Origin of the sequence: Halorubrum sp. SS7 (assembly GCF_005435055.1) — an archaeon.
Taxonomy (GTDB): domain Archaea; phylum Halobacteriota; class Halobacteria; order Halobacteriales; family Haloferacaceae; genus Halorubrum; species Halorubrum salinarum.
The window spans coordinates 1-439 of sequence record NZ_SGXV01000333.1 but is presented as its reverse complement, the minus strand read 5'-3'; the positions used below and the strand labels follow the sequence as shown (position 1 = coordinate 439).

Sequence of the window (439 nt, the reverse complement as noted above, 5' to 3'; positions counted from 1 at the left end):
ACCTGCTGCCGCCGTACCGGGAGGCGCTGGAGGCCGAACCGGGGACGGTGATGGTGAACAGCGGCGCCGTCAACGGGAAACCGGCGCACGCGTCGCACTGGCTGTTGACCGACGTGCTCCGGGAGCGGTACGGGTTCGAGGGCGTGATCCTCTCCGACTACGACGACCTCAACCGGCTCATCACGAACCACGACTACGTGAGCGACTTCCGGACCGCCACGAAGCGGGCCATCAACGCCGGCGTCGACATGTACATGATCGGGAACGGCGGGAGCGCCCCCGGCCCGGGGCAGTACATCGACACGCTCGTGAGCCTCGTCGAGGACGGCGAGATACCGACCGAGCGCGTCGACGAGGCGGTGCGGAACATCCTCGAACTCAAGGCCGACCTCGGGCTGTTTAGCAGTCCGACCGTCGACGAGTCGCGCATCGACTCGAC

General features: G+C 67.4%; 1 protein-coding gene. It reads left to right on the top strand.

The window, feature by feature from the left end; translation table 11 throughout:
• Window positions 1-439, top strand: a 439-nt coding sequence (locus EXE44_RS18260; RefSeq protein ID WP_274595400.1) for a glycoside hydrolase family 3 N-terminal domain-containing protein, incomplete at both ends; no start/stop codon positions are given.